Here is a 22,052-nt window from a genome sequence, read left to right on the forward strand (position 1 = left end):
GGGTGGGTCCTTTCGTTCAGGTGGTGGGGAGTTGCACCGGGGCGGGCACGCGCTGCCGCCACGGGAGTCCGATGAGGACGGTCAGCACGAGGGCGAGCAGGAACGCGCAGCGGCCGACCGTCGCGGCGTCGACCAGGAACTGCCGCAACGACGGGAGGGCGCCGAGGCTGACCGACGCGACGAGCGGGGTCATCGCCACGGCGGCGACGCTGGTGAGGGTGGCGAAGCCGAACCGGACCGGCAGCGAGTCGTGCGGTCTCCCCTTGCGCCGCAGCACTTCGCGGACCACCAGGACGCACACGACGACCAGCACCAGTGCCACGTGCGCGGCCAGCACGGCGGTGCCGATGAAGTGGGGTAGCGGTTCGGCGCAGAACGGCGGCGGACCGGGCACGGCGGACGAGCCGTGGTGACCGGTCGCGGCCGCCCCGGTGACCGACCGGCCCGCCGGGGTGGTGCTCGCGGGAACCCGCGCGGACAGCACCCAGGTGACGACGACGGAGTGCAGGAGCGCGAACACCGCCAGCTTCGCCGGCGAGAGCACGAGCGCACCCTGACCACGCGGACGTACGACCATGTCGGATCCTCCGGACCACGAGGTCCGGGCCCGCGGTGACGTCCGCTCGCCCTGACCGACTCGACGAACCGCCGCGGCCGGTGCCCGGCCGGACGTCACCACGTCCGCCACCGCCCGACCGGGCAGGAGCCCGGTCGGGCGGCAGCGGGTGTTCCTCGTTCTGGTCCGGTCGTGCGCCGACGGGCGACCGGGTCACCGCACGCGGAAGGCCGACGACGCCGGCGGCGCTCCGCGTGACGGGGGTGGGACGGCGGTCAGAACCGCCTGCCGGTGATGAACGCGGCGATCTCCAGGAAGTCGTCGCGCACCTCGTCCTCGATCCCGGCGGTGTCCAGGCACCGCTGCGCCGAGGCGATCTGCCGCGCGGCCTCGTCCTCTGCCCAGTCCCGCGCCCCCGCGAGCTCCACGAGCCGGGTCACGCGCGCGACCTGCTGCTCGGTGAGGGGCTCCGCGTCGAAGTAGAGCGCGGCCAGCTCGTCGGACCCCGGCGCGTTGAGCGCCTTCACCACGGGCAGGGACTTCTTGCGGGCCCTCAGGTCGGCCCCGACCTGCTTGCCGGTGCGCTCCGGCTCGCCCCAGATGCCCAGCAGGTCGTCGACGAGCTGGAACGCGAGCCCGACGTGCTCGCCGAACGCGCCGAGCCGCCCGACCAGCATCGGGTCGGCGCCGACCAGGTCGGCCCCGAGCGAGCTGGCGCAGGACAGCAGCGCGCCGGTCTTGTCGCCCGCCATCTTCAGGCACTCGGCCAGGGTCACGTCGTCGCGCCGCTCGAAGTCGACGTCGGAGACCTGGCCGCTGATCATCCGCTGGGTCGAGGTCATCAGCGACACCGCCGCCGACCTGGCACCCGCGCCGTCGGAGTCCAGCAGCACGGCCGTCGCGGCGGTCAGCAGCGCGTCGCCCGCCAGGATCGCCTTGGGGACGCCGAAGAGCGTCCACGCCGTCGCCCGGCCCCGGCGCGCGGTGTCGCCGTCCATGATGTCGTCGTGCAGCAACGAGAAGTTGTGCACCAGCTCCATCGCGACCGCGGCGGGTACACCGGCCGACGGTGCGCTCCCCGCGGCGCGCGCCGACAGCAGGGCCAGCGCGGGGCGGACGAGCTTGCCGCCCCAGGCGCCGGTCGGCCTGCCGTCCGCGTCCGCCCAGCCGTGGTGGTACTGGGCGACCCGCTCCATCTCGGGGCACAGGTAGTGCTGCACCGTGTCGCGGAGGGCGGGGGCGACCATCGCCATGCCCGTGTCGAGGGCGGCGGGCAGCGTCCGGATCGGGGTCGCGGTCATCGGGCCACCGCCGCTCGGGGCAGTCGGGACGCGGTCGGGTCCGTTGGGGGAGTGGGGTCGTGAGCCGGTCGGCCCACCTGCCGGTCGACGGGTGCGCTGGTGCGTCGCATGGGTTGAACCTCCACTGTGGGGGCAGCGATGATCACGAGGTGGGAGCGGGGGACCGCGGTCACGGCGTGGGCAGGTCGGGTGGTGTCGGGATCGCGGGCCGCAGGAGCGTCCGGAAGACGACCCGCGGCGAGGTGAGCAGGCTGGTGGGCGGCGCCTTGAGGAACAGGACGTCCCGGAACGCCTTGCACACCACCGGGTCTCCGGGCACCCGGACGCGCACGCGCTCCAGGTACCGGTTGAGGAGCCGTTCGACCAGACCGGAGCGCACCGCGTCGCCGGTCGCCCCCGGCATCGGGCTGTCGGCGCCGGTCGCGACGTCCCAGGCCCCGCGCGAGGACCGCAGGACCTTGCGCTGCAACGAGTGCGTCGACGGCAGGTCGGGAGCCGCCAGGGCGCGGCCGAGCGCGACGGCGTTCAGCGCGGCCACCGAGAGGCCCTGGCCGTAGACCGGGTTGAACATGCACAGCGCGTCCCCGACGACCAGCAGCCCGGTGCGGTCGCGGGCCGCCAGGTCGTAGCGGCGGCGTCGGTTGGCGGTGTGCCGGTACCCGACCGGACGGCCGAGCGGGCGCGCGGTGCTGAGCCACTTGTGCGGGGCGTCGTGCGGGAGCGCGGCGGCGAAGTCGACGAAACCCGCCGGATCGGTGGGCGGAGCCTGCCCGCGCGGCCCGGACAGGGTGACCATCCAGCGGTCGCCCTCGGCGGGCAGGATGATCGCGCCGAACGGCTGCGCCGCGTCGGGGACGATGTAGAAGCCCTTGACCTGGTCGGGGGACCCCGCGTCATCGGTCTCGAAGACGCAGGTGGCGTAGGCCCGGCCGGTCTCCAGCACCTCCTCGGCGGGTGCGCCCGCCCCGAGGGCGGTCAGCCACTCCGGCGTCCGGCTGCCGCGCCCGGTGGCGTCCACCACCAGGTCGGCCTCGAGCTCCTCGTACTCCTGGTGGTCGGACCCCCGGCCGCGGACCGAGACACCGGTGATCCGGTCCGGCCCGCCGAGGAACCCGGTCACCTCGGTGGACGTCCGCACGTCGACGCGCGGGTCGGCCAGCACCCGGCCGCGGACGACGTGGTCGAGCAGCGGTCGCGACCCGGTCATGACCGGACGGGACGGGTTGGCGCGCGACACCCACTGCCCGGCCTGCCACACGCCGAGGTCGGCCGGGATCGACAGGTTCGGCGCCCCGGCGTCCTCCAGCTCGCGCACCACGCCGGGCAGCAGCTCCTCCAGCGCTTCCATGCCGCTGGTGAGCAGGACGTGGGTGTGCCGGGACTGCGGTACCCCGGACCGGGGTCCGCTGCCCGCCTCGTAGTGGTCGCGCTCCAGCACCGTCACCCGCTCGGCGTGGCGGGACAGGACGTGGGCGGCCAGCAGGCCCGCCATGCTGCCGCCGATGACGACGACGTGCCCCAGCGGGGAACTCGGGGAGTGCGCGCGCATTTCTCGCCTCTCAGGAATGCGTCCGTGGCCTTCCGGCGGTGGCGCCGTCGGCGTATTCGCACCGCGGCGTTCCGTTCAACTGGCGTTCCAGGTATTCGAGACCGGAGGTGTCGCCCGAACCCGGCAGGGTGCCGATCATGTGTTCGACCATCTCCAGGTGCGCGTACCGCCATTGCCGCACGGCGGCGCTGAGCCCGAGCAGTTGGAGCGTTTCCAGACCGAGTCGGTGACCGGTGTCCCCGGAGGTGAGCCGGTCGACCGCCCGGAACAGTTCGTGGAACTGCGCGGACTGCAGACCGCTCGCCGTCCCGAAACGGTCCCGGAAACTGAGGAAGTCCTCCGGCTCCAACGTGCGGTGCAGCAGTTCGACGTGCCCGACAAGGGAGTGGACGATGTGGGTGGCCCGGTCCAACCGGTAGGACGAACACCGTTCTCCGCAGTTTTCGGCCTCGATGTGGCGGAGGTCGGTGAGCGCCTGGCTCAACAGGGTCTCCGACGCCTGGTGCACGACGATGAATAGCCGTTCGCTGTCGTGCAGGTCCCGTTGCTCCGAAGGGGTGAGTGGATTCTGCAGGGCCAGCAGGTCCTTCAGGTGCAGATACCTCGAATAGTTCATGACGGTCACGACGGCCACCTCCTCGAGCGTTTCCGCGGGCTACACCAGACGACCCGGCACGGTGAGCCCGGCGAGCGCGTCCCGGTGCGCGGTGGGGGGCAGGCTGTCCAACGCGCGCCCGGCGAGGCGCGCGTACCGGTGCGACATCTCCCGCGCCGACTCCACCGCCCCGTAGGCGTTCGCGAGCTCCGACATCGCCTCGTGGCGCTCCTCCAGCGGGGAGGAGGTGTCGGCCAGCAGGTGCTCGATGACCCGCTGCTTGTCCCGCGGCGCCCGGCGGTGCGCGAGCAGCACGGGCAGGGTCGGCCTGCCGTTGCGGATGTCCGAGATGTTCGGTTTGCCGGCGTTGGTCCCGTCGAAGGCCATCAGGTCGTCGCGGATCTGGTAGCCGACTCCGAGCAGGTCGCTGTACTGCTTGAGCGCCGCGAGGGCGGCCTCGTCGGCTCCGCTGAGCGTGGCGCCGAGACCGCACGCCATCCAGAGCAGGGCCCCGCTCTTGTCCTTGATCATGTTCAGGTACGTGGCGGTGGAGCAGACGCTGCGGCTCATCCGGACCTCGGTGAGGGCCGCCTCGCCGATGCGCAGACCGGTCTCGGACAGGATGGTCAGCGCGCGGCCGACCCGGTCGACCGGGACACCGGCCTCCTGGCAGCGGGCCAGCGCGGCGAACCCGTGGAAGAACAGCCCGTCGCCGCCGAGAATGGCCGTCGAGGAACCGTACGCGGAGTGCGCGGCCCGTTTGCTCCGCCGTTGCGGGTCGCCGTCGATGATGTCGTCGTGCATCATCGCGCCGACCTGGATGCATTCCACCGCGACCGCGGCGGGAAGGACCTGCGACATTTCACCGCCGACGGCGAGAGCCGACCGGATCAGCATCCACGGGCCCATCATCTTGCCGAACGGGACCAATCCGTAGCGCACTACCTCGTCCAAGCCGGAAATGCCGTCGGGCCACCGGTACTCGACCTCGGCGCGGACAAGGGCTGCTATCTCGGGATCGGCTACCTGAGGCACATCGGTCTCCGTCATGCAACCGACTGTAGGAGTGGTGCTCGGCATTGTCTCCAGAGGTGGCCGATGGGGGCCCGAAGGGGAACGGACGATGGACTGTTCCGGCCCGGAACTGTGTCGACGCAACCGTTGTCGGCGTTTTTTCCGCGCCTTTTCGGACCCGAATCGGGGTGGTGCGCGCACAACGGTAGTCGCCCGCTCGTGCGGTGCGCTGCTCCGAAAGGAGTTGCTTTCGCCACCGCGTTCGGGCGCGGTTCATCGCGAGGGCGGCCGAATGGGCCGGAAAGCGCGGCGGGATGGACGAGTGCGTCCGTCGACCGACGACGACCGACAGGCGCGGAGTGCGGTTCGGCGCGAATTCCCGGGGTCCGGGGGAACTCGGCCGCGGCACGCGCGCGCGTCCCGTCGGGGTGGCGCGAACCGACCTCGTCGGCGGCGCCGGGTGCTCACATGGCGAGGCCCTTGATCGCCGTGCGCAGCGCGACCTGGGTCGCGTCGGTCATGCTGCCCAGCTCCCCTTCGGCGGGGTTGGCGTCGTCGGTGGTCCACGCGTAGTGCTCGAGCGCGATCCGGAGCGCGACGTTCAGCATGCCCGCCTGCACCTTGGTCTCCAGCGCGGTCTCGGGCAGTCCGGTGCGTTCGGCGATGACCCCGGCGAAGGCGCTTTCCGAGTCGAGGTGGCTCTGCAGCCAGACCGACCGGATCGCGGGCTCGGTGCGGGTCAGCCTGACCAGGTCCAAAGTGGACTGCGGGGTCGCCTCCGCGAGGTCTTCCTCGTGCAGGAGCTGTTCGAGCAGCGGCAGGTCGCGCGGCCACTCGTGCAGCTTCTGCACGACGACCGCGATCCCGTGCTGGAGCAGGGGGAGGACGCAGCCCTCCTTGGACGGGGAGTACCGCCACAGGGTGCGGGTGGAGATGCCCAGCCCGTCGGCGATCTGCTCCACCGACGTGGCGGCCACGCCCTGCGATTTGAAGAGGTCAAGGGCCACCGTCGCGATCTGCAGCCTGATGATCTCCTTGCGCCGCTTGGTCATCGGCGGTCGGCCGCGGCCGCGGTCCGCCGTCTCCTCCTCGGGCTCTGCTGTCACGTCGCACATTCTCCTCCAGTCGGTGGCGATTCCACGCCACGTCCGTGGTCAGGACCCCAGTTGCCGTGTCACTCATGGTCAAAATGGCACACCGTGACAAATAATGCTAGCGTACGTCCCACGGGTTGAGCGACGAGGCCGCGAACGGCCGCTCCGGCGGTCGGTGGGCCGGTCGTCCCGCCCGGTCCCGGTACGGCACGTGCTGACGGTCCAGTGAGGTGGGCATGGTGTTCGGAGAGTGCGGTGGCCCGAGCGGCCGCGGCGGAGCGGCACGGTGAGCGGGGCTCGGCCCGAGCGGGCCGAACGCGCCATCGTGGTCGTCGTCGCACTGGCCGCCGGGGTGGCCGCGATGACGCAGACCCTGGTGGTCCCGCTGCTCGGCGAGCTGCCCGCGCTGCTGCACGCGGGCACGGCGGGCACGTTCTGGGTCGTCATCGCCGCGATGCTCGGCGGCGCGGTCACCAGCCCGGTGATCGGCAGGCTCGGCGACCTCTACGGCAAGCGCAGGCTGGTGCTGGTCGTGCTGGCGCTGCTGACCGCGGGGTCGCTTCTCTGCGCGGTGGCCGACTCGCTCGCGCCGATGGTCGCCGGACGCGCCCTGCAGGGCGTGGGCATGGGGATCGTCCCGCTGGGGATCAGCCTGCTGCGCGACGTCCTGTCGCCGCGGCGGGTCGGTGCGGCGATCGCGCTGACGTCGTCCGTCCTCGGCGTCGGCTCGGCGTTCGGCCTGCCGGTCGGCGGGCTCGTCGCCCAGCTCGGCGACTGGCACCTGCTGTTCTGGGGTGTCGGCCTGCTGACCGCGGTGATCGCGGTGTTGGTGGTGTGGCTGGTCCCGGTGGCCCCCGGCCTCGCGCACGGCCGCTTCGACCTCGTCGGCGCGCTCGGCATGACCGCCGGGCTGACCGCGCTGCTGCTGGCGATCTCGCACGGCGGCGAGTGGGGCTGGTCCAGTCCCACGACCCTCCTGCTGTTCGCGGGCTCGGCGGTCGCGCTGGTGGCCTGGGCCTGGTGGGAACGGCGGGTGACCGACCCGCTGATCGACCTCGCCACGGCCACCCGGCGGCCGGTCCTCCTCACGAACACCGCGTCCGTCGTCGTGGGCTTCGCGATGTACGCGCAGATCCTCGTCGTGCCGCAGCTGCTCCAGCTCCCCGTCTCCACGGGGTACGGGCTCGGCCACTCGATGATCTCGGCCGGGCTGTGGATGGTGCCCGCGGGTGCCGCGATGATGATCGCCTCACCGGTCGGCGCCAGGCTCTCGGCGGCGCGCGGACCCAAGTTCTCGTTGGTGCTCGGGACGGTCCTGATCGGTCTCGGGTACGTGGCCTGCCTCGGGTGGCTGGGGTCCACCGTCGGACTGGTGTTCGGCACGGTGGTCACCAACGCGGGGGTCGGGTTCGCCTACGGCGCGATGCCCGCGCTGATCATGGGGTCGGTGTCGCCGGGGGAGACCGGTGCCGCAAACGGTTTCAACACCCTGATGCGGTCGATCGGCTCGTCGATGGCGGGCGCGGTGGTCGGGGTCATCTTCACCCGGTTGAGCACATCCGTTGGGGGAGCGGACATCCCGCTGCGGGGTGCCTTCGTGCTCGTCGCGGTGACGGGCGTCGTCAGCTCCGTCGTGGCCCTCGTCGTGAGCGGGGTGATCCCCGTCCGGCACGTCCGGAAGCCTCCCGAAAACGATTCTCCGGGACTCGTGGCGGTGCCCTCTTCGAGGGTCCGTTCCGAATAGACATCCTTTGTGGATCGATGCCGGTCCGAATTCCAGAAAAGCCCTGTTGCCACTGCGCTTCCGCCACTGCTAACTTGCCGGAATCAAGTGGGTGTCAACTCCCACTTATCCTTTTTTCATCCCTTCTCCTCCTGGGACAGAGAGGCAATTCCATGCCTGAACCCAAAGTCCTCCCGATCGCGGCCCGCGCCGCCGGTTGCCCCTTCGACCCCGCCGCGGCGCTCTACGAGAGCCAGAAGGACGACGCGCTCCAGCGGGTCAAGGTGCCCAGTCCGCTGCTCGGCGAGTTCGACGCCGTGGCGATCACGCGGTACGAGGACGTCAAGAGCGCGCTGAGCGACGACCGCCTCCAGATGGGCTTCGTCTTCGACCCCGACCAGCCGCGGACCATGCTGAACCAGCCGGGCAACCTGCTCAACTACAACGGCGCCGACCACTCCCGGCTGCGCCGCATGCTCACCGGCGCGTTCACGATCAAGCGGGTGCGCTCGCTGCGTCCGATGATCGAGGCGATCGTCGAGGCCAGGCTGGACGCGCTGGAGGAGGAGGGCCACGGCGCCGACCTCGTGACGGTGTTCAGCACGCCCATCCCGACGCAGGTGATCTGCGAGCTGCTGGGCGTGCCCTACGAGGACCGCGACGACTTCCAGCGCCGCGCGAAGGTCGGGTTGGACGTCAACACGACCCGCGAGGAGCAGATCCAGAACCTCAAGGACATGGACGCCTACATGGCCACGCTGGTCGCGGGCCACCGCGAGCAGCCGGGTGACAACCTGCTCGGCGGCGTGGTGCGCGACTACGGCGCCGAGCTGTCCGACGACGAGCTGGTCGGCATCGGCAACATGCTGCTGATCGCCGGGCACGAGACGACCGCCAGCATGCTCTCGGCCAGCGCGGCGCTGCTGCTGGAGAACCCCGACCAGGCCACGATCATGCGCGACGAGCCGGAGGCCGTCGACGGCGCGATCGAGGAGCTGCTGCGCTACGTCGCGCCCGCCACGATCATGCCGCGCCAGGCGGCCGAGGACTTCTGCCTGCGCGACGACGAGGTCATCAAGCAGGGCGAACGGGTCGTCGTGTCGATCCTGGTCGCCAACCGCGACGCGGGCTCCGGCGACCAGGACCTCGACGTCCTGGACGTGCGCAGGCCGCCCCAGCCCCACGTCACCTTCGGCTACGGCGCCCACCAGTGCCTCGGCCAGCAGCTGGCGCGCATGGAGCTGCGGGTCGCGCTGCCCGCCCTGTTCAAGCGCTTCCCCGGCCTCAGGCTGGCCGAGCCCGACCAGAAGATCGACTACCGGACCACCGCCCTGGTCTTCGGTGTGAACAGGCTGCCGGTCGCGTGGTGACCCGTCAGGAGGCGACGATGCTGCTCCAGGTCGAGATCGACGAGCCCCGGTGCGTGGCCGCCGGGCACTGCGTCGTGGCGGCACCGGAGGTGTTCGACCAGCGCGACGACGACGGGGTCGTCATCCTGCTGGACGCGAACCCGCCGGGCGACGAGCACGAGCGCGTCCGCGAGGCGGCGCTGCTCTGCCCGGCCGCCGCCATCCTGGTCCGCGACCGCGGGGGTGCCCCGTGAGCGACGTGCTCGTGGTCGGCGCCTCGGCGGCCGGACTGGCCACCGCGGAGTCGTTGCGCAGGCGTGGGTTCACCGGCTCCATCCGGCTGGTCGGCGACGAGGCCCACCAGCCCTACGACCGGCCGCCGCTGTCGAAGAAGGTGCTGTCCGGGGCGTGGGCCGCCGACCAGGCCGCCCTGCGCGCCCCGGACGCCCTGGCCGCGCTCGACATCGACCTGGTGCTGGGCAGCAAGGCGGTCTCGGTCGACGTCCGCAAGCAGGAGGTCGTCGTCTCCGGAGGACGGCGCCTGCCCTACGGCGACCTGGTGATCGCGACCGGGCTGGCCCCGCGCAGGCTGGGCGCGTTCGACGGCCTGGCGGGCGCGCACGTGCTCCGCACGCTCGACGACGTCGCCCGGCTGCGCGGCGAGCTGCTGGCCGCCGAACGCCTGATCGTGCTCGGCGCGGGCGTGCTGGGCTGCGAGATCGCCGCGACGGGCCGTCAGCTCGGCCTCGGCGTGACCGTGGTCGACCCGGCACCGGTGCCGATGGGCGCCCAGGTCGGGCCCGAGATCGGCGCCCTGCTGGCCGAGCTGCACCGCGCCAACGGCGTCGAGGTGCTGACCGGCACGAAGGCGGAGGCGCCGGTCGTGACCAACGGCCGGATCACCGAGGTGCTCACCTCGGCGGGCCTGGTCACCGCGGACGTCGTGGTGGTCGCGGTGGGCTCCACGCCCGCCACGGACTGGCTGGAGGACAGCGGGCTGATCCTGGACGACGGCGTCGTCTGCGACTCCCGCTGCCGGGCGGCCGACAACGTCTACGCGGTCGGTGACGTGGCGCGGTGGTGGCACGAGCGGCAGGCGCGCAGCGTCCGGCTGGAGAACCGCACCAACGCCACCGAGCAGGGGCTGGCGGTGGCCGACAACATCATGGGCGCCGACAAGCCGTACGTCCCGGTGCCCTACTTCTGGACCGACCAGTACGACGTGCGGATGCAGGTGTTCGGGGACCTCGCGGGCGCCGACACCATCCGGGTGCTGGAGGGCGACCCCGCCGACCGGAAGTTCGTCGCGGCGGCGGAGGCGGCCGGTCGGGTCGTCGGCGTCGTCGGCTGGAACAGCGCCCGCGGGGTCCGCAAGGCCCGCGAGCTCATCACCTCGTAGCCCGGTGACCACGGCCCGCGGGGCGTGGTCACCGCCACTAACGACCGTCGAAGGGCGGGTAGACCTTGGGAACCGGGAGAGCGGCGGGCAGCGCTGTCGGCGTGGCCGAGGTCAGCCCGTCCACCAGGATCAGCAGGTACCGGCGCCAGCCCTCGCTGCCGGGGTCGAACGAGGCCAGCGGCCCGGTGAGCATCATCATCAGCCGGGGCGTGTCCTCCTCGGTGAGGTCGGCCCGGAACACCCCGTCGGCCTTGCCCCGCCGGATGATGGCGTCCAGGCCGTCGATGAACGCCTTCGGCAGCTCCATGTTCATCAGGCCGACGGACGCGGCGGCCGCGAGCAGGAGCTTCTTGTCGGAGTTCGTGGCCAGCGCCGGTTCCAGCACCATCAGCAGCGCCCTGCGCGCGTCGGGCTCCTGCTCGGCGCGCTGGAGGGCCGGGGCCATGACGCCGTCGGTCTGCCGGTCCAGCACGGCCTTGATGAGCGCGGCCTTGTTGGCGAACCGCCGGAACAGGGTGGTGGTCCCGACGCCCGCCTCGGCGGCTATCTCCTCCAGCTGGACGTCGATTCCCTGTTCGGTGAAAAGCTTCTCCGCCGCGTTCACGATCTTGAAAAAGTTTCGCGCCGCGTCGGCTCTCAGTGGAAAGGGTTGGTGGTCGACCATGCGGCCACTGTAGCAACAGGGGATTCGCCCGATCGCTGATTCGACACGTGTTCCGTTCGCCTCGTCCGAGGAGAAACCAATGTTTGACGTCGAAGTGCCGGTGCTCATTGTGGGGGGCGGCGGATGCGGGCTCGCCGCGTCCATATTCCTGTCCGACCTCGGCGTCGACCACCTGCTGGTCGAAAGACGGGAGTCGACCTCCGTCCTGCCCAGGGCCCACTACCTCAACCAGCGCACCATGGAGATCTTCCGGCAGCACGGCCTCGCGGGCGACGTGTACCGGGTCAGCGCCCCGCTGGCGAACATCGGCGAGGTCGTCTGGCGCACGTCGCTGGCCGGTGACGGGCCGCTGGACGGCCGTGACCTCCACCGCATGGACGCGTTCGGCGGGCGCTCGACGGCGGGTCCGTACGCCGCCGACAGCCCCTGCCCGTCGACCAACCTCCCGCAGCACCGGTTGGAGCCGCTGATGCGGGCGCACGCCGACGAGCGGGCGCCGGGCAGCGTCCTGTTCAACCAGGTGATGGAGGGGTTCACCCAGGACGAGTCCGGGGTGACCGCCGTCGTCACCGACCGGGTGACCGGGCGGAGCCGCACCGTCCGCGCCCGCTACCTGCTCGGGGCCGACGGCGGCCGGAGCATCGGCGCGGCGCTCGGCGTGGGCATGGCCGGTGACGGTGGCGCGTTCGACGTGATCTCCGTTCACTTCAGCGCGGACCTCTCGCGGTGGTGGCCCGGCGATTCCGTTCTCATCACCAATTTCGTGAGTCCCGACGGCGGGATTGTTTCCCGCTACGGAATGGTGGCGATGGGACCGAGTTGGGGACTCGCCTCCGAGGAATGGGCATTGCATTTCCACTTCCCCGCCGGGGTGACCCCTGATTTGGGTGAGGAGGCCTCCATCGCCAGGGTGCGGGAACTGCTCAAGCTGCCCGATCTGGAGGTGGCGATCCACCAGGTGAGCAAGTACCACCCCGAGGCGGTCATCGCGGACTCGTTCCGGGTCGGCCGGGTGTTCCTCGCGGGCGACGCCGCGCACCGCCAGCCGCCCGCCACCGGCCTCGGCCTGAACTCGGCCATCCAGGACGCGCACAACATCGCCTGGAAGCTCGCCGCCGTGCTCGACGGCCGGGCCGACGAGTCGCTGCTGGACTCCTACGAGGTCGAACGGCTGCCGACCGCACACCGCAACGTGAGCTGGGCGATGTACGCCTTCCGCAACCACGCGGTCGCCCACGCGGGGCTCGGCCTGTTCCCCGGCCAGCCGCCCGAGGCCACCAAGGCGAACTTCGAGGCGCTGTTCTCCGACACCCCGATGGGGGAGACCCGGCGGGTCAGGGCCGACGAGGTCTTCGCGACCCAGCGGGTCGAGTACCAGGCGCACGACATCGAGATCGGGTTCGCCTACGAGACCGGTGCCCTCGTGCCGGACGGGACGCCGCCGCCACCGCGCGACCCCATGGGGGCCCGGTACCACCCGGTCACCCGGCCGGGACACCGGCTGCCGCACGCCTGGCTGACCCGCGGAGCCGACCGCGTCTCCTCGCACGACCTCGTCGGCGCGTCCGGCGGCTTCGCGCTGATCACCGGTGCGGTGGACGAGGAGTGGGAGGTCGCGGCGAAGCGCGCGGCCGACGCCTGCGGCGTGGCCGTCACCGTCGTGCCGGTCGGCGCCGAGCCCGACGCGGCCCGCTACCACGACGCGGACGGCGCGTGGGCCGCGGTGCGCGGGATCGCCGACGGCGGCGCCGTGCTGGTGCGGCCGGACAACCACATCGCCTGGCGCGGCGGCGAAGGCGCGGACGAGGACCTCACCGCGGTGCTCCGCCGGATCCTCGGCCACCACGACACCACGACCACCAGGAGCTGAAGACCATGTCCACCACCGAACACGAGCGGGTCGTGCGCGACTTCCTCACCGGGATGGGGCCGACCCCCGCCGACATCGCGTCCACTGTGGACAGATTCCTGACCGACGACTGCGTCTGGGAGAACCCCGGAACGCCCCCGTGCCACGGCAAGCCCGAGATCCTCAAGCTCATGCCGCCGGACTTCGCAAGGCTGGAGGTCCGCTTCCGGCACGTGGTCGCGGTCGGCGACACCGTGCTGGTGGAGCGGGTCGAGGACATGCTCCGCGAGGACGGCACCGCCATCGCGCGCAACCTCAAGGTGATGGCGGCCTTCGAGCTGCGCGGCGGCCGCATCAGCGCGTGGCGGGACTACTTCGACATCACCAACCTCGTGTCCGACCCGCCGGAGTGGTGAGCCCGGTGATCCAGGACCGGCAGACCGCGCCACCGTTGCCGCGGCACGCCCTGCGCAGCGCCTTCGGCCAGTTCCCCTCCGGCGTCACGGCGATCGCGGCACTGGTCGACGGCTCCGCGCTCGGCATCGCGGTGAGCTCGTTCACCACGGTGTCCCTCGACCCGCCGCTCGTGTCGATCTGCGTGATGGAGACCTCCAGGACCTGGGAGCGGCTGCGCACAGCCGACCGGATCGGGGTGAGCGTGCTCGGCGCGGAGCACGCCGCCACGGCCCGGCGCCTCGCGGCCGCCTCGGAACACCGCTTCACGGCGGGGGACTGGTGCGCGGGCGAGGGCGGTGCCATCCGGTTCACCGGGACGCCCGCGTGGTTGGAGTGCTCGCTCGAACGGGAGATCCCGGCCGGGGACCACGTCCTCGCGCTGCTGCGGATCCGGCGCGTCGAGTCGGACGCCGCGGTCCTCCCGCTGGTGTACCACGCGAGCGGTTTCCACCGCCTCGCCCACTGACCCAGGAAGGCAGTCACATGACGAACGTGCGCACGGACACGAAGGAGCTGCGGGTCGAGCTGGTGGAGCGGGTCCACTCGATCGGCCAGGTCCTCGCGGACGGCGTCGCCGCGGGCGACCGCGAGCGGCGGCTGCCCGACGCGACGGTGCGGGCCGTCGAGGAGTCCCAGGTCGGCATGCTCTGGACCGCCCGCTCCTACGGCGGGCTGGAGACCGACGTCCGGACCCTCAGCGAGGTCACCAAGACCCTCGCCCGGTACTGCCCGTCGACCTCGTGGGTGGTCAACAACATCAACGGGTCCAACCTGCTCGCCTCGCGCTTCCCCGAGGTGGCGCGCGACGAGGTGTTCGGCGCCAACCCCGGTGCCAAGCTGGCCTCGGTCTTCGTGGCGATGGGCAAGGCGGTCCGCGCCGACGGCGGGTACCTGCTCTCCGGCCGGTGGCCGTACTCCTCGGGGATCCTGCACGACGACTGGGCGATCCTGAGCGCGTTGGAGACCGACGCCGACGGCGAGGTCGTCCAGCCCGTCTCCGTGCTCGTGCCCGTCTCCGCGCTGACGGTCGAGGACACCTGGGCCACCGTCGGCATGCGCGGCACCGGAAGCCACACCTCCGTGGCCACCGACGTGTTCGTGCCCGAGCACCGGGTGATCCCGTTCCGGGTGCAGCTGGGCCGCGACAACGCCACCGACCTCTCGCTGCCGCCGCTGCTCCGCACGCCCGCCGTGGCCGCGATGGCCGTCATCTGCGCCTCGGTCGTGGTCGGCGTCGCGCAGGCGGCGCGGGCGGTCGTCGTCGACCGGGCACCGGGACGCGGGGTCGCGCCCACGGTCTACAAGAGCCAGCCCGACTCGCAGACGTTCGTGTCCTCGCTCGGCCGGACCGCGCTGACCGTCGACGCGGCCGAGATGCACGTGCGGCGCGCCGCGGACGTGATCGACGAGGCGGCCGAGGCCGGGATCGCCCTGCCGGACAGCGAGCTGCGCCGGATCCGCGGCGACGTCGGGCAGGCGGTGAACCTGGTGACCACCGCGCTCGACGAGCTGATGTGGCTGCACGGCGCCGCCGCGTTCGCCGAGTCGAGCCCCATGCAGCAGTACTGGCGCGACGCCAACACCGCGGCCCGGCACGCCATGCTCAACGTGCACGTCGGCCGCGAGCTCTACGGCGGCGCGTTCTTCGGGCTCGACTCCATCGTGCCCAGCCTCTGACCCGCCCCACCACCCAGCACGGCGAAGGAGCGCACCATGGACTGGCTTCCACCGTTCCTCTTCCCGATGTCGGACGTCGCGCCGGTCTCGATCGGCCCGGCCGACGTGCCGCGGTGGCTGTTCTGGTCGGTCGCCGGTCCCACCGCCGTCGGCTGGGTGCTGACCTACCTGCTGGCGATCCGGCAGGCCTTCCTCGACCGGCGGGTCGGCATCCCCGCGTACCTGGTGGCGGTGAACTTCGCCTGGGAGTTCAGCCTCACCTTCCTGCTGGAGCAGACGCCGACCCAGCGGGGGATCAACTTCTCCTGGGTGGTCATCAACGTCGTGCTGCTGTACCAGGTCTTCAAGTACGGCCGCGCCGACTACCCGACGCTGACGAAGCGGGCGTTCGGCTGGTCGGTCGTCGGTGTCCTGGTGTGGGCGTCGTTGCTCGTGATGGCGGGCGCGAACGAGTTCCACGACCTCGACGGCATGTACATCGGCATGATCATCAACGTGCCGCTCAGCGCCGCCTTCATCCTGATGCTCAAGCGGCGCGGGTCCTCGGTGGGGCAGTCCATGCACATCGCGACCGCGAAGTTCGTCGGGTCGCTCTTCGCCGGGTTCACCGGTTTCCTGCTCTACCCCTCCCGCCTGCTGTTCCTGGTGCTGGTGCCGACGATGGTCGCGCTCGACATCGCCTACCTCGTGGTGTTGCGCCGGAGAATGCTGGCCGAAGGCCGACCGCTCTGGTCGTTGCGCGCCCGAGTGGTACCGGTGGAATCCGCGGAACCGACTCCGGTGCACACCTAGAACCGGGTTCCGCGCGAACGGCGACCACCGGACTTCGCGGTCCGGTGGTTTTCGCCTGTCCGGCCAAGTCCGCTCGGGCAGGTGCCATTGTCGACGATTGCCCTCTCGGGCACGGTTTTTCCCTGCGGCTGATGGGGTAACCGGTCGCTGTCGCCGCCCGCTCGAAGTGGGTCCGACCGCCCGCGGCGGCGCAGGTCGCCTATTGTTCCGCCGCCGACTTCGGTACTTCCACAGGTATCGGCCGCGGGAATGCGCGTAGCGTTTGTCCTCCAGCCACGAGTCGTATTTCGAGGTGAGGATTGTCTGACGTGGATGTTGCAGTCGGTGAAGTCGCGGATGTGCTGTCCGGGACGCGGTGGGTCGGGGTCGACGAAGTGGAGCGCGACTCGTTCTTCGCGGACCCGTCGCTCGACCACGTGCCCGCCGTGGCGCTTTTCGACGCGGTCGTCCGCGCGGCGTCGACCATGCTCGGTCGGATCGACCCGGACCGGATCTCCTCCCGACTCCGGTCGGTCGAGGCGCGATTCCCGAAACCGTGCGGCCGCGGTGTGCCCGCGGATCTGCGGCTCGGTTTCCCCGACCTGAGGCCCGGTACCAGCTGCGTGCCTTTCGAGGTGTTCCAGGGGACCTCCGTCGTGTGCGTCGGCAGGCTGTGGATGTCGCACTCGGACGATGACGACGACGAGCTGCTGGCGCCGTGGATCATGAGTCCGGGCAGGCGGGCGGGCCACGGACTGCTGGACAAACACACACCGTGGCGCGTGCTCATCGGGCCTCCGCGCAGGACGACCGAGGACTACCTGGTCGCCGACATGGTGGGTCCGTCGGCCCCCGCCGACGCGGGTGTGCACCCGGCCAGCCTGCTCATGGAGGCGGCCTGCCAGGTCGCCACGGTCGTCGCGAAGGCGAACGGGAACGGCCAGAAGAACTCGCACTTCGCCCTGTCGTCGATCGAGATGTCGCTGTCGGCGGGCGAATCCTGGGAAAGCTACCCGGAGATGATCTGCCACTCCTGGGAGGTCGCCCGCAGGAAGGTGTCCGCCTCGATCGCCCTGCACGTGGACGGCGTGCCGAGGGGGAGCCTGGTGATCGACGGTCGTTAGGCAGGCGAACGGTTCGACGTCCGTTCCTCCGATTGTCGGACAATGCTCGTGATGACCAAGGGATCCGCGATACCGGTATCGCGGATCCCTTTTCGTGCGGGTGCGGCATCCGCGTGTCCGGGCTGGCATTCGCGTCCCGTCGGCGGGACAGTCCCGGCGGCAGCGGGGTCTCGCGGTCCGGGTCCGCCCCGTGGGTGGGGCGGAAAACCTCCGATCATCGTGGAACGGTATAGGCGAATTCATGCCAGAGCGGAGGAGTCCGTGCGTTGTCAACAAGTCGGGTGTTTCGGGCCGGTGAAATCTCCGAATACCCGATATTCCCAGTGTTCGTTTCGGTATCGTGCTGAGACGGGAGGTGACCGTTCGGGCAATGGGGGTGTAGCGTGATCTCCGAACGGGCAGCCCCAACTCCGCAATTGGTGAGGGGATGACCGAGTGGGATCGGCACACCGTCAATCGCCTGTTCGGCTTTGCCGATGTGTTCTCACCAGCCGTAGTGTCCTGGTTACGGCGCGGGATCTTCCGCCAGTGCTGCCAGACCTCCGAGTGCATGCGGGGAGTGCGTATGGTTCCGACCGCGGAATTGAGGGTCTCACTGCTCGGCGAGCCCAGGGCCTGGCGCGGCGACTCCCCGCTCAAGCTCGGCAACGGTCTGCAGGCCGCGGCGTTCGTGGCGCTCGCCCTGCGCGCCAACCGGGTCGTGACGCGGTCCGAGCTGGTCACCGACCTGTGGGGCGACACCCGCCCGACCGGGGCGAGCAGCCGGATCTACACCTACATCTCCGCGCTCCGCCGGATCCTGGACGGCGGCGGTCGGGGTGCCGAGGAGGTGCTGGAGAGCGGCTACTCCGGCTACCGGCTCTCGATCGCCTCGGACGACCTCGACTTCGCGCTCCTGCAGCGCTACCGGGACAACGCCCGCGTGTCGCGCGCCGCGGGCGACCTCGGCGGCGAGCTGTCCTCGTTGGACCTCGCGCTCGGCATGTGGCACGGGGAGGCGCTCGGCGGCGTGCCGGGCCCGCTCGCCCTGTCCTGGCGCGGACGCCTGGACGAGGTGAAGCTCGCGCTGAGCGCCCGCCGGGCCTCCCTGATGATCGACCTCGGCCGCCCCGACGAGGTCGTCGACGAGCTCAAGGCGCTGGCCGCGCTCTACCCCGTGCGCGAGGACATCCACCACTCGCTGATGCTGGCGCTGTTCCGTTCCGGCAGGCGCCTGGAGGCGCTCGAGGTCTACCGCGAGGCCAGGGACGTGCTCGTGGACCGGTTCGGCACCGAGCCGGGCGCCGCCCTGCGCGCGCTGCGCCAGGAGGTCCTCTCCGGCAGCGCCCCCGCGGCCACCGTGCCGGGACCCGCGGGCGTCGCGGCACTGGCCGACCACGGGCTGTCCGGCGACGTCCGGCTCCGCATCGCGAACGCGCGCCCGGCCTCGTTCGTCGGGCGGGCCGGGGAGCTGGCCCGGATCCGCACCGCGCTGGCCGGTGTCCGCGCGGGCCGCGGCGGCTCGCTCTGGGTCAACGGCGCTCCGGGCACCGGGAAGACCGCGCTGCTCGGGGAAGGGCTCGCCGACGCGGTGGGCGGGGAGTGCGTGATCGGCTGGGCGGTCGCTGACGAGATGTCGCACCAGGTCCCGCTCGGCGTGCTGGAGGAGTGCGTCGGCAACCTGGACAGCGCTTTCCGCGCGCACGTCGGCCAGTCCGGCCCCGACCTCGTGGCCGAGGGTGCGGCGACCCGCGCCGACACCCGCCTCCGGCTCGGCGGCGTGATCGCGCGGGTGCGGGCGCTGCTGGAGTGCGCGGGCGGGCGACCGCTCGTGCTGGTGGTCGACGACCTGCACTGGGCCGACGACGAGACGCTGCTCGTGTGGCGGCACCTGCACACGATGACCCGGCGCCACCCGCTGCTGCTCGTCACCTCCTGCCGCCCGCTGCCGCGCAGGCGCAACCTCGACCTGCTGCGCATGCTCGTGACGGAGTCGGGCTGCGACACCTTCGAGCTCGGCGAGCTGTCCGACACCGAGGTGCGCGACCTGCTCCGGAGCGCGCACACCGCTGACCGGCGCGCCAACCACGCCGTGGTGACGATGTCGGGTGGCAACCCGGCGTTCGTCCACGCGATCGCGGCGCAGGCGGCGGTCGCGCCGCAGGTCCGGAGCTGGCCGGCCACCCCCGACCCGGTCGTCGAGGTCGTCCGCGACCACCTCGACTGCCTCTCCGGGGGCACCAGGGACATGCTCCGCCAGGCGTCGCTGCTCGGCGTCTCGCACTCGGTCGGCGAGCTGCTCAGGGCGAGCGGCAAGCGCGCCCACGACCTGCTGAACTTCGTCGACGAGGCGCTGGCCGGGGGAGTGCTGGTGGACCTCGGCGGGTCCCGGCTCAGGTTCCGCCACCCGGTCGTGCGCCGGGTCCTCTACGAGTCGGTGCCGGTCGCCCTGCGCCGGGCCGCGTTGCACGAGGTCGGCGTCGTCGACACGACGGCGCTGTCCACGTACTGGTCCCGCCCGGTCGAGACGCACACCTCCGCGCACGAGGACGTCGGTGACCGGCTGGTGCCGTCGTCGAGGTCGCTGCCGAGGTACCGGCCGTGACCACCGCACCCGGTCGACGCCGGTGGTGAGGGGAGTCGTGGCGCAGCCGCGGGCCGACGGCCCGGCAGGTGACGCGCGCCGCCGTGCGGACCTGATCGCCCGCGGCCGCTGGGAGGAGGCGGACCGCCTCGCCGAACGGGTCGGTGCCGACGCCGTGGACCTCGCCGGCCTGGTGTATGTGCCCGGTGGCGAGGCGCTGGCCCCCGGCACCGCGGCGCACCCGGTCGGCGGAAGCCGGCTGGAGGGCCGTGAGCGGGCGCTGAAGGCGCTGCTGCTGGCCAACCGGGGCGTGGACAGGGCCGTGGCCGTCGAGTCGGCACTGGCGGTCCTGGAGTCGCCCGCGCGGCTCGACGTCGTCTGCTTCTGGACCTCGGTCATGGTGCTGACGTTCGCCGACGAGCTGGAGCACGCCCAGGCCGCGTGCGACCGCGTGGAGGAGTCGCCCGAGTGGACCGGGACGGCGGCCTGCCGCGACACGGTCGGCCTGCTGCGGGCGCGGATCCACACCATGTCGGGGCGGACCGAGGAGGCGATCGACCTCCTGCTGGTGCTGCTGTCCTCGGGTGGGCTCGGACGGCTCACCGGGCTCGCGGTGGCGTGGGCGGTGTCCCTGCTCGCCGACCGCGGCGAGGTCGCCGCGGCCAACGACCTGTTGGAGGGCAACGGCTTCACCGGCTCGATGGACGGCGCGCCGGACCGCGCGGAGCTGCTGGCCGCGCGCGGCGGGCTGCACCTGAGCGGCGGCAACTTCGAGCGCGGGCTCGACGACTTCCTGGCTTGCGGCCGCGAGCTGGACGCGCGCGCGGTGTCGAACTCCGCCGTCATCGCCTGGCGCACCGGCGCGGCGCTGTGCGCGGCGGCGATCGAACGCCGGGACCTCGCCTTCGCGCTGGCCAACGAGGACGCGGCCCGCGCGGCGACGTGGGCGACCCCGCGCAGGCTGGCGGTCGCGCTGCACGTCCTCGCGGTGGCCCGCCGGGCTCCCCGCAGCGTCGACCTGCTCAAGGAGGCCGTGGCGCTGCTGGACGGGCTGTCCTGCCCGGAGCTCTACCGGGCGGGGCACGACCTGGCGGTGCTGCTCGGCGAGCAGGGGGAGCTGGCCGAGGCGCGGTCCGTGCTGGAGAGCGCCCGCCAGGTCGCCGAGCGCGGCGGGAACGCCTTCTGGGCCAAGCGGTTGGAGACCGCGGTGCGCCAGCTCGGCGTCTCCGACGCGGTCCCGCTGACCCGGCAGGAGCTGGCGGCCGCGAAGCTCGCCAGGGCCGGGTACAGCAACAAGCAGATCGCCGAGAAGCAGATGGTGACCCCTCGGATGGTGGAGCTGCACCTGTCGAGCGTGTACCGCAAGCTCGGCCTCTCGGGCAGGCTCGACCTCGCGCTGACGATGACCCTGGGCGACTGACGGTCCGGCGGACACCACCGGAACCCCGGTGCGGCAACGGTTCCCGCGGCGGTCGCCCGGTGTGCCCGCGGTGCACACCCGGCGCGCGTCGTCCGCTCCACCCCGTCGTCCACCGCGCGCCCGGTCGGCGCGCGGCGTCCGGCAGGGGTCAGATCACGCCCATCCGCAGGGCGTAGGCCACCGCGTGGGGCCGGTTGCGGAGCTTGAGGCGGCTGGTCACCCCGAAGATGACCCGCTTCACCGCCCGTTCGGAGAAGCTCAGCTTGACCGCGATCTCCGCGGTGTCCAGGCCGTCCGACATCAGCCGCAGGACGTCGATCTCCCGCGGGGTCAGGCCCGAGGTGTGCAGACCGTGCGGCGAGAGGACCTCGCGCTGGATCCGCTCGACCTGCTTGAGCAGCTCGCCGAGCATGTTCGCGGGTAACACGCCCCCACCCGCCGCGGCCGTCAGCACGGCTTCCTCGATGCGCTCCTTGGTGGCGGAGCCCCGCGGCAGGACCGCGACGACGTTGCACTCGACGGCCGTGAACAGGTCGGCGCGCGTGATCTCGCCCGCGATCAGCGCCACCGGCGCCCCGAGCGAGGCCTTCACCTTGCGGAGGGAGGAGGCCACCTTCACCGTCATCCGGTCGGCGACGACCACGACGACGTCCACCTGGGTGTGGCGGTCGGTCGCGACGACCTCGATGTTGGGTCGGGAGTCGAGGTGGCCGCTGATTGCCGAGCGCGTCAACGGATCCCCTGCCTGAACGAGCACTCTCACCAAGTTCACGTGGCCTCCTCCTAAGTCTCTCGCAGCTGTTGGGACAAGTGTGCGAGTACCCACTCCAAGAACTCTCTACGTGATCTCCTCCCGAGCCCACGGCCACCGGGAACCTCCCGCGCCGGCCCGCGGTTCGACCCGAGACCGCGGCGGACGGCGTTGTTGTCCGCGCAAGTGCTTGCGGG

General features: G+C 71.9%; 20 protein-coding genes. 12 read left to right on the forward strand and 8 right to left on the reverse strand.

All coding sequences use genetic code 11. The features are described 5' to 3' along the window. Window positions 1-16 precede the first annotated feature (16 nt). From CLV43_RS28055 to CLV43_RS28080, 6 genes are all read right to left on the reverse strand, one after another. Window positions 17-577 (reverse strand): hypothetical protein, encoded by a 561-nt coding sequence (locus CLV43_RS28055; RefSeq protein WP_146174933.1) that lies wholly within the window; start codon window positions 575-577, stop codon window positions 17-19. A 254-nt stretch (window positions 578-831) separates the two neighbouring features. Continuing rightward, window positions 832-1,857, reverse strand: coding sequence for a polyprenyl synthetase family protein (locus tag CLV43_RS28060; protein ID WP_106190525.1), 1,026 nt, complete (start codon window positions 1,855-1,857; stop codon window positions 832-834). A gap of 169 nt (window positions 1,858-2,026) precedes the next feature. After that, entirely contained in the window at window positions 2,027-3,406 is a 1,380-nt protein-coding gene (locus CLV43_RS28065; protein WP_106190527.1) for an FAD-dependent oxidoreductase, read from the reverse strand. A 10-nt stretch (window positions 3,407-3,416) separates the two neighbouring features. Then, the gene (locus CLV43_RS28070) at window positions 3,417-4,022 is read right to left on the reverse strand and encodes a tryptophan 2,3-dioxygenase family protein (RefSeq protein ID WP_106190666.1); all 606 of its coding nucleotides are present in this window, start codon (window positions 4,020-4,022) and stop codon (window positions 3,417-3,419) included. Between the two features lie 39 nt (window positions 4,023-4,061). Continuing rightward, window positions 4,062-5,051 carry a polyprenyl synthetase family protein gene (locus tag CLV43_RS28075; RefSeq protein WP_106190529.1) on the reverse strand — a complete coding sequence of 330 codons (990 nt, stop codon included), beginning with the start codon at window positions 5,049-5,051 and terminating at the stop codon, window positions 4,062-4,064. A gap of 428 nt (window positions 5,052-5,479) precedes the next feature. Then, window positions 5,480-6,121 (reverse strand): TetR/AcrR family transcriptional regulator, encoded by a 642-nt coding sequence (locus tag CLV43_RS28080; RefSeq protein WP_170156043.1) that lies wholly within the window; start codon window positions 6,119-6,121, stop codon window positions 5,480-5,482. A gap of 274 nt (window positions 6,122-6,395) precedes the next feature. On the opposite strand from CLV43_RS28080, the gene CLV43_RS28085 reads away from it, so the two are divergent. The 4 genes from CLV43_RS28085 (at window position 6,396) to CLV43_RS28100 (ending at window position 10,580) form a co-directional block, all read left to right on the forward strand. Beyond that, complete coding sequence (locus CLV43_RS28085) at window positions 6,396-7,853, forward strand: MFS transporter (protein WP_106190667.1); 1,458 nt, start codon at window positions 6,396-6,398, stop codon at window positions 7,851-7,853. A gap of 152 nt (window positions 7,854-8,005) precedes the next feature. Next, complete coding sequence (locus CLV43_RS28090; protein WP_106190532.1) at window positions 8,006-9,202, forward strand: cytochrome P450; 1,197 nt, start codon at window positions 8,006-8,008, stop codon at window positions 9,200-9,202. 17 nt (window positions 9,203-9,219) lie between these two features. Continuing rightward, window positions 9,220-9,435: a ferredoxin gene (locus CLV43_RS28095; protein WP_106190669.1), complete on the forward strand. Its 216-nt coding sequence runs from the start codon at window positions 9,220-9,222 to the stop codon at window positions 9,433-9,435. After that, window positions 9,432-10,580, forward strand: coding sequence for an NAD(P)/FAD-dependent oxidoreductase (locus tag CLV43_RS28100; protein ID WP_106190534.1), 1,149 nt, complete (start codon window positions 9,432-9,434; stop codon window positions 10,578-10,580). The genes CLV43_RS28095 and CLV43_RS28100 overlap by 4 nt, the downstream gene beginning before the upstream one ends. A gap of 37 nt (window positions 10,581-10,617) precedes the next feature. Here the strand turns inward: CLV43_RS28100 and CLV43_RS28105 are convergent, their stop codons facing one another. Beyond that, entirely contained in the window at window positions 10,618-11,184 is a 567-nt protein-coding gene (locus CLV43_RS28105) for a TetR/AcrR family transcriptional regulator (protein ID WP_170156044.1), read from the reverse strand. 139 nt (window positions 11,185-11,323) lie between these two features. Here CLV43_RS28105 and CLV43_RS28110 point away from each other — a divergent pair, with 139 nt between their 5' ends. The 8 genes from CLV43_RS28110 to CLV43_RS28145 all read left to right on the forward strand — a co-directional run bounded on the left by CLV43_RS28110 (window position 11,324) and on the right by CLV43_RS28145 (window position 21,104). After that, complete coding sequence (locus tag CLV43_RS28110; RefSeq protein ID WP_106190537.1) at window positions 11,324-13,114, forward strand: FAD-dependent monooxygenase; 1,791 nt, start codon at window positions 11,324-11,326, stop codon at window positions 13,112-13,114. A 5-nt stretch (window positions 13,115-13,119) separates the two neighbouring features. Next, window positions 13,120-13,509, forward strand: a complete 390-nt coding sequence (locus tag CLV43_RS28115) for a limonene-1,2-epoxide hydrolase family protein (RefSeq protein WP_106190539.1) — start codon at window positions 13,120-13,122, stop codon at window positions 13,507-13,509. Between the two features lie 5 nt (window positions 13,510-13,514). Then, a complete protein-coding gene (locus CLV43_RS28120; RefSeq protein WP_170156045.1) occupies window positions 13,515-14,015 on the forward strand; it encodes a flavin reductase family protein in 501 nt (166 codons plus the stop codon). Window positions 14,016-14,032: 17 nt separating this feature from the next. Then, a complete protein-coding gene (locus CLV43_RS28125) occupies window positions 14,033-15,226 on the forward strand; it encodes an acyl-CoA dehydrogenase family protein (protein WP_106190541.1) in 1,194 nt (397 codons plus the stop codon). Between the two features lie 36 nt (window positions 15,227-15,262). Continuing rightward, on the forward strand, window positions 15,263-16,018 hold the full coding sequence (locus CLV43_RS28130; protein ID WP_106190542.1) for a transmembrane-type terpene cyclase: 756 nt from the start codon (window positions 15,263-15,265) through the stop codon (window positions 16,016-16,018). Between the two features lie 308 nt (window positions 16,019-16,326). Beyond that, window positions 16,327-17,121: a hypothetical protein gene (locus CLV43_RS28135; protein ID WP_146174935.1), complete on the forward strand. Its 795-nt coding sequence runs from the start codon at window positions 16,327-16,329 to the stop codon at window positions 17,119-17,121. A 565-nt stretch (window positions 17,122-17,686) separates the two neighbouring features. Then, window positions 17,687-19,705: an ATP-binding protein gene (locus tag CLV43_RS28140; protein WP_170156046.1), complete on the forward strand. Its 2,019-nt coding sequence runs from the start codon at window positions 17,687-17,689 to the stop codon at window positions 19,703-19,705. A gap of 37 nt (window positions 19,706-19,742) precedes the next feature. Beyond that, a complete protein-coding gene (locus CLV43_RS28145) occupies window positions 19,743-21,104 on the forward strand; it encodes a helix-turn-helix transcriptional regulator (RefSeq protein ID WP_106190547.1) in 1,362 nt (453 codons plus the stop codon). Between the two features lie 148 nt (window positions 21,105-21,252). Here the strand turns inward: CLV43_RS28145 and CLV43_RS28150 are convergent, their stop codons facing one another. Continuing rightward, window positions 21,253-21,837, reverse strand: a complete 585-nt coding sequence (locus tag CLV43_RS28150; protein WP_245887049.1) for a helix-turn-helix transcriptional regulator — start codon at window positions 21,835-21,837, stop codon at window positions 21,253-21,255. Window positions 21,838-22,052 lie beyond the last annotated feature (215 nt).

Source organism: Umezawaea tangerina (genome assembly GCF_003002815.1).
Lineage (GTDB): Bacteria > Actinomycetota > Actinomycetes > Mycobacteriales > Pseudonocardiaceae > Umezawaea > Umezawaea tangerina.